The organism is Paraburkholderia phymatum (assembly GCF_040965635.1).
In the GTDB taxonomy this organism is placed as follows: Bacteria; Pseudomonadota; Gammaproteobacteria; order Burkholderiales; family Burkholderiaceae; genus Paraburkholderia; species Paraburkholderia phymatum_B.
Genome location: NZ_JBFRCH010000056.1, coordinates 22,627 through 28,626, shown reverse-complemented (window position 1 = coordinate 28,626; position 6,000 = coordinate 22,627). Strand labels below are relative to the sequence as shown.

Genomic DNA, 6,000 nt, shown 5'->3' with positions numbered 1-6,000 from the left:
CCGCACCGGCCGGCCGACGAGCCGTTCTGAAACGACAACGGGGGCATCATCGCCCCCGTTTTACTTGATTCCTTCAACATCATTTATCTTGATCATTGCCCCATCGATTTACGTGCTCACGCTCACTACCGAGGGCGAAAAGCTTAATCCCGGAATGTGACAGCATGAGGACGGCGTTAAATACCGACATCGCCTCATCTATAATCACTGCCAGAATCAACGTCGCATGGAGTCCTACTATATGAGTCAAGCCCGCGGGCGATATGCGGGATCCCGGCGCAACGGCGAGCGTCAACCTCACCACGAGAAAAAGCCTCCGCCCCAACGGCCGGGACCTCCGTATGTGAAGGTGCCTCCCCGAGACTCCGCCCAGACTGCCTCCATCTTCAAAACACGATCGTTTCAGTTTCTGGTCGACGCGGTAGGCGCAGAGAATATCGCCATCGCACTCGAATCGAACATGGCGCGCGTGGCCGAACTGATGAAAGGCGAGCGGTTCACGCCCGAGACCGCCTTTCACATGGAAACCACGCTTGGATTACCGCATGGCTTTTTTGACCAACCCAATCCTGCGCTCGCGGACGAGATTATCGCCCGTCTGAAGTCACCGCTCGACTTCGTCCAGATCGACGAAGGAATCGACGCAGAGCCCGAAGCACTTGAGCCGGCTCCTGCCAGGACCGTCGACCAGCAACCAGTTCCTGAAGATAGTTTGTCCGAGGAAGCGCAAATGCCAAAGAAAGTAGCTGGCGGTTCGCCGAGAGCCGTCAAGAATCGTCGAAGCGACATGCCTGAGCAGCCTAAAGCTCGTGCGCCGCACAACGCTGCGCGTTCGAAAGACAAGCCGTCTCCCAAGACGCCGCAACAGCAACCGCTGGCATTGAGCGACAGCGCCGAGGTGGAGAACATCCGACGCGCGAACCTCCACCTTCTCACCCGTCGCAACGGATCGAAAGTCAGACTCGGTGTGGTCATGGAGATGAGTGGATTCAACATCGCCGATCGGCTACATGGCAAGAAGCGCATGGACAATGTGGAAACAAACCGGTTCACGGAGCGACTCGGATTGCCAGTTGGCTGGTTAGACAGTCCGCGCACGGAAGCCGACATTCCAGAGTCGGTGTCGCGTATGCTTGCGCCTGCTCCACGCGGTCGCGCATCCGTTCAACAACAGGAGTCGCCTGCGCCAGCAACGAACGATGGCGTACAGGGGAAACTCGTCGACGGGAAGGTGCGCACGAGGCGACGTGCGACCGCTCTGGATGCTTCGGGAAGCCCCGCACCTGTTTCGGCGGACGCTGGGGAAGACAGGGAGACGATCGTCGTCAGCCCGCGAGCGGATGTCAATGATTCCCCCGACGACCTTGCCAGCCGTTCATTCAATGAAAAGGATGAAGCGGTCCCGGCAGTCACATCTGCACCTTCCGGGTCGATGCCTGAGTCGTTGCCCGTCTCCGCGCACCCGCAGCAAAGTCCGGCTCCACTCCCCTTCGCTACCGTGACCAGCCTGGACAATCTTCACGGTATTGCACCGATAGCGGAAGCGTTGATCAAGACGCTGGCGGGTAAGGCACGCACGGGTCGACTGGACGAATTGAAAGCCCTGGAACTTCTACAGCAGGCGGTCCTGTTGTAAGTCGATGGTGGCGTCGATCGAGCGATCCGTCGTGAGCGCCAGGCCGTCTGGATTTGCGCCGGAATGCATGAGGCCCCAGTGAGACGGGAAACGGTTATCACCGTGACTCACGAATTTGCACGACCATCATGCGATGCAGCCGCGGACGCCCGGAACGACTCCTTCTTCCGACGGGACGTTAGAGCCGTCCGCGTGCATCGGGCGCAAGCGGCTCGACGTTTGCCTGTTATCTTGTGCATCCGACATGCCGATCCCGTCGACAGTCGTCGCGTCCCACGAGGTGATTCAGGTGTCTACACCTGCAACGTCTTGACTAGGTTGCGCTGCACGTCGTGCGACAAGCCTAACGAGAGCAGGCTGGAGAAGTTCTCCTGATAAACGTTTTTCAGAAGCTCATCCATCTCAACGGAAAGGTAAAGCAACCAGTCGCGCTTCTCGGATGTGTCGAAGATCACGCGGCTCCCATCGGGAACCCACAGCCTGCCAGCGGCGATCGGGTCGCGATAGAGGGCGTCGAGGTGACGCTGCGTCTCCGAGAGAATCGCAAGGTCGCTATACTGGCCTAGGCGCAATGCACTCATGTCCGCGTGATACATGATGGCAGCCATGTCATAGCTGGAGAGTTGAATGTCGCGGGTGGAGTCCGCCTTGACACTCTTGCAAAGGCGAATTGCCTTGCGAAGGCCGCCGTTGATGCTATCGCATCGGCTGCCTACGCGCTGGATGTGAAGGAATGGCAAGTTGTCGATCGTCTCGCCAGTCTTCTTGTTGTAGATCGTCACCGCCCGATCGGCCTGCCGGCCACTCGCCTGAAATTCCTTGGTGTCGTACCAGTGAGCGGGCACCACGTCGACGGATCGCTGAAGCGATCCACCCGAGACCTTTACCGCCTTAGCGCCAGTTTTGTCGACCTTGGCTGCTGGAAACGCGTCATCGAGATCAACCTCAACCTGCTGCCGAAGGCTGCTCAGGACACCACCCGACGTTCTGTGAGAAGGGCTCGTGTATCCGCCCTGCAAAGCCTGCACGCCAGCTGTGTTATAAGTATAGAAGTCCTTTGTGATGGCCAGCACATCGACGTCGCTGACCCGCTTGATGTGGACATCTAAAGGCACTGATCCCTGCAACTTGAATTCGGCATTGATGCCCGCTAAGGTCAGCCGGTCTCGCAACTGGCTGGCCACCCGCTCGCCGGTCCGTTCGCTGACCTCAGTGTACTTCTTCCCGACGGCCTGCATAGCACCAATGGCGTATCGAGTCCAGCGTTGGTTTGAGGTGCCGCGCTTCTCCCACTCCTCGATTTCCGCGGCATCCATGGCAAAGTGTCCGCCTGAGGCTGAGTCAGCCTTGAGGAAAGCGCCCGCAGAGGGCTCACCCTTACGGCGTGCCCGTAGTTGTGAGAGGCGAGCGTCGATATCGGAAGCCATTAGTTCCTCTTCGTCCAGTTCATCGTGCCGAAGGTCATCCGGCCACGGCCATTGAAGTAATCGCCACTCGCCGACTTCAGGTCCTTCGCGATGGTCATGACGGCGCAGCCGGTGTGCGACGCTAGGTTGAGTGCGCCGGCCTTAGGGTCGTTTCTGTAGTGATAGAGCAGCACGAATCCGTCAACACTGTCATGGGCAAGTGCCGCGGAGATGCTGCTGGATCCCGACGTCTCGGTGGTGAGGCGAATGCGCAGCTTGTCCCAAGACTGGACGATAGTAACTTCGGCCTGCCATTCATACTTGGCGGAACCGTTGCTGTCGAGCGTCTCGCCGGTGCAGCCCCACGTACCGGAGATGTCGGGGACCTTCAGTGCCAAGCCGATACCCGGCCACTTCCACGCCCACTTGTTCAACACCCAGTAGAGGAAGCCGAAAATTGCACCGGCGCCGAGCAACGACATCAAAGTAGGCGGTGCGTTGACGTTCCACCCGAACCTTTTTGCTAGGTCAACCACGGTCAGGAGCGTGAACACCAGTCCTCCCGAGATAGCACTCGCTGCCAAGCTCAAGAGTCGGCCGACGTTTGCCCGATTGACTCCCCCCATCACCGAGTATTCGTGTTCTTGCGGAGCGACCATTAGTCTAAACTTTACGATGGCACTGTTATTGAAGGTCAAAGCAATTCCCGACAAGACACCCGTCGGGCCGATCGACTTCATTCACTGCGGAATATGTTTCGCCGCGTCAGCAAATCGACGCGGCGATTACAGATCATGCCGACCGCAGACGAGAGCGCCGGGTAATCAGCCGATGCAACCCCATACGCCGTTCAGTTAGAAGCGCCGCCATAACGGACGGCGTTGCAAGTCGGCCGTTGGCTACGGCTTGCGCCACTTATCGGGGCCACCTTTGTCTGTGTGCCGCACGCGCTCGACGAGCGGAGGGTTACCGTCGTTCAGCTGCCTTGCCCGCTCGATCGCTTCTCGCTGAGTGGGCAACACATCACTGGCCCGTTGTGAATTTGGGCGGCGCACCGCATAGTCGCCCTCCGGGCGACGCTCAGCAAAGATCTTTTTTGACATGTCAGGTTCCAAGTCAAGTCATCAGATCAGAGGAGCTCCGAAGAAAGCCTCCTCTGAGTCCTACGCTGGTTTAACGTCGTTACTTCGCTTTGGGGTTGCGAAGTACGATGCGGAAGGGTTGGCCATTCGGTCGACGAATTACTCGACCCTTGACCGTGATGGTCATCCGGTAGATGACCTGTTCTTCGCTGTCGTTCGTAGCCACTTTTGGCTCCTATTTCAGCGATCTCAGCATGGAACTTGATGTTGACAAGCCTGCCTGACAAGGCATACTATATCTGCTCTCACACAGAGCAACAGCAAGACGCTTCACTCATGAGATCGTTGAGTGTCGCGTTTTCGAAAGTTTTCCTCGAGGCCTCCAGCGCGCCAACGCTTGAGGCCTTTTTATTCGTCGCGAAAATTCAGCGTCAGCTGCTTGCTCGATGTGATGCCCATCCGCGACATCAGGTATTCCGCGAACTCATCGGCCTGCCATTCGGCGTCCTCTCCTTGAGACGGCTTTGCACTTTTTTCGTTGTGCAGGACAGCCTTATGCGCCAATACTAAGTGCCCGATCTCGTGACAAATCGTACTGATCGCTGTCTCGTCCCCGTTGCATGCTTTGACATATGTGCTCTCGGGGACGAGGATCGTGAACGTTTCCGGTGAACAGATCGCATCGGTGAACAACAACCACTCGCTATCCTCGATCGGGTCGATGCAGATCGAACGCGTCGACAACGACTCGAAGAACTGCGCGATATTCAAGCGCGTCTTCCTGTTCACGCGGAACATCCGGCAGAACGTCGCCGCGCTGTGAACGATTTCGCCGGCGGTTCGGTGTACCACTCGATTTCCTCGCATCGCATACGGTGGTTTGTCTGCGTCCGACATGATTACTCTTTTTTTCGTTTGTTGATCTTCTCGAGCAACTGAGCAATCTGCTTCAGCTCCTCGGCCGTAAAACTCGACTTCGCGAAACCTGCCACCAGCATCTGTTGTTGCAGCGGCAGACCATCGACCGGAACCGCCTCGTTGGACACGGCGGCCAGCTGGCCAAGGTCTGCAATCGGATGCCCTTTCTCTTCGAAAAACTTGCCGATCTTACCCACCCATTGGGCGCTGATTTTTTTGCGTCCCGTTTCCATGGCGCTTAGGAACGACGCCGTGGTATCCAACTCTGCAGCCATCGACAACAGCGTTTGCCCAATATCGACCCGCGCTTTCCGCACGGCCTTGCCGAATGCGGTGAGTGCCATCTCATGCTCCCGTTTGTATAACAAAGTACTTCGACGGGAGTGTAGCAGGAGCCGACCTGACTGCGCAACCAGAATCAAAAAATAAATACACCGATTTGGTTGAAAAATTTCTCGTCGACGTTGGTTTGGCGGATGACTTATTGTGCCAGATCCCTTAAGCTTGAGCGCTGCTTATCCACAGATGGTGCCAAATATGGCACTCGATCATGACGCCGGAACAACAACTCGAATTCTTGCAGTCTGCGACCGAGCGGGACATCGCCAAGTACCTAGCCATGCGTGTGCGCGGGGAGCGAGTCCGAAACGGATTCTCTCAATCGGCGTTCGCCGAAAAAGCGGGCATTCCCTTGAGAACGTACAAGCGATTTGAGCTAAGCGGCGCGGGTAGCATCGAAACCCTTGCACGGATTTTGATGGCCTTGGGACATGCACGTGGCTTCTACACGCTCTTCCCTCACCCCAAGCCGGTTGCCCAGTTAACCCTCGCGGATCGCATTGAGGCTATAAGTGCGACGATCAAGAGATCGAGTGAAGTCGAAGACGCATAACTGTTGAGGCCGGGGTGCGAGCCTACTCGGCGCAGCGGTAGCTGAGCCAAGCGCGGAGATGCGAGT

At 57.4% G+C, this 6,000-nt stretch carries 7 protein-coding genes; 2 read left to right on the top strand and 5 right to left on the bottom strand.

Annotated features, from left to right (window positions below; genetic code table 11):
- The first annotated feature begins 241 nt into the window (after positions 1 to 241).
- The gene (locus AB4Y32_RS38680) at positions 242 to 1,636 is read left to right on the top strand and encodes a hypothetical protein (RefSeq protein WP_368726310.1); all 1,395 of its coding nucleotides are present in this window, start codon (positions 242 to 244) and stop codon (positions 1,634 to 1,636) included.
- 293 nt (positions 1,637 to 1,929) lie between these two features.
- Here the strand turns inward: AB4Y32_RS38680 and AB4Y32_RS38675 are convergent, their stop codons facing one another.
- The 5 genes from AB4Y32_RS38675 to AB4Y32_RS38655 form a co-directional block, all read right to left on the bottom strand.
- Entirely contained in the window at positions 1,930 to 3,063 is a 1,134-nt protein-coding gene (locus AB4Y32_RS38675) for a hypothetical protein (protein WP_368726309.1), read from the bottom strand.
- The gene (locus AB4Y32_RS38670) at positions 3,063 to 3,668 is read right to left on the bottom strand and encodes a Cap15 family CBASS effector (protein WP_368726313.1); all 606 of its coding nucleotides are present in this window, start codon (positions 3,666 to 3,668) and stop codon (positions 3,063 to 3,065) included. The genes AB4Y32_RS38675 and AB4Y32_RS38670 overlap by 1 nt, the downstream gene beginning before the upstream one ends.
- 273 nt (positions 3,669 to 3,941) lie before the next feature.
- Complete coding sequence (locus AB4Y32_RS38665) at positions 3,942 to 4,145, bottom strand: DUF2188 domain-containing protein (RefSeq protein ID WP_342937302.1); 204 nt, start codon at positions 4,143 to 4,145, stop codon at positions 3,942 to 3,944.
- Between the two features lie 387 nt (positions 4,146 to 4,532).
- Positions 4,533 to 5,021, bottom strand: a complete 489-nt coding sequence (locus AB4Y32_RS38660) for an ImmA/IrrE family metallo-endopeptidase (RefSeq protein ID WP_342937301.1) — start codon at positions 5,019 to 5,021, stop codon at positions 4,533 to 4,535.
- Between the two features lie 2 nt (positions 5,022 to 5,023).
- Positions 5,024 to 5,386, bottom strand: coding sequence for a helix-turn-helix domain-containing protein (locus tag AB4Y32_RS38655; protein ID WP_342937300.1), 363 nt, complete (start codon positions 5,384 to 5,386; stop codon positions 5,024 to 5,026).
- Between the two features lie 206 nt (positions 5,387 to 5,592).
- On the opposite strand from AB4Y32_RS38655, the gene AB4Y32_RS38650 reads away from it, so the two are divergent.
- Positions 5,593 to 5,934 carry a helix-turn-helix domain-containing protein gene (locus tag AB4Y32_RS38650; protein ID WP_342937299.1) on the top strand — a complete coding sequence of 114 codons (342 nt, stop codon included), beginning with the start codon at positions 5,593 to 5,595 and terminating at the stop codon, positions 5,932 to 5,934.
- Positions 5,935 to 6,000: the final 66 nt, after the last annotated feature.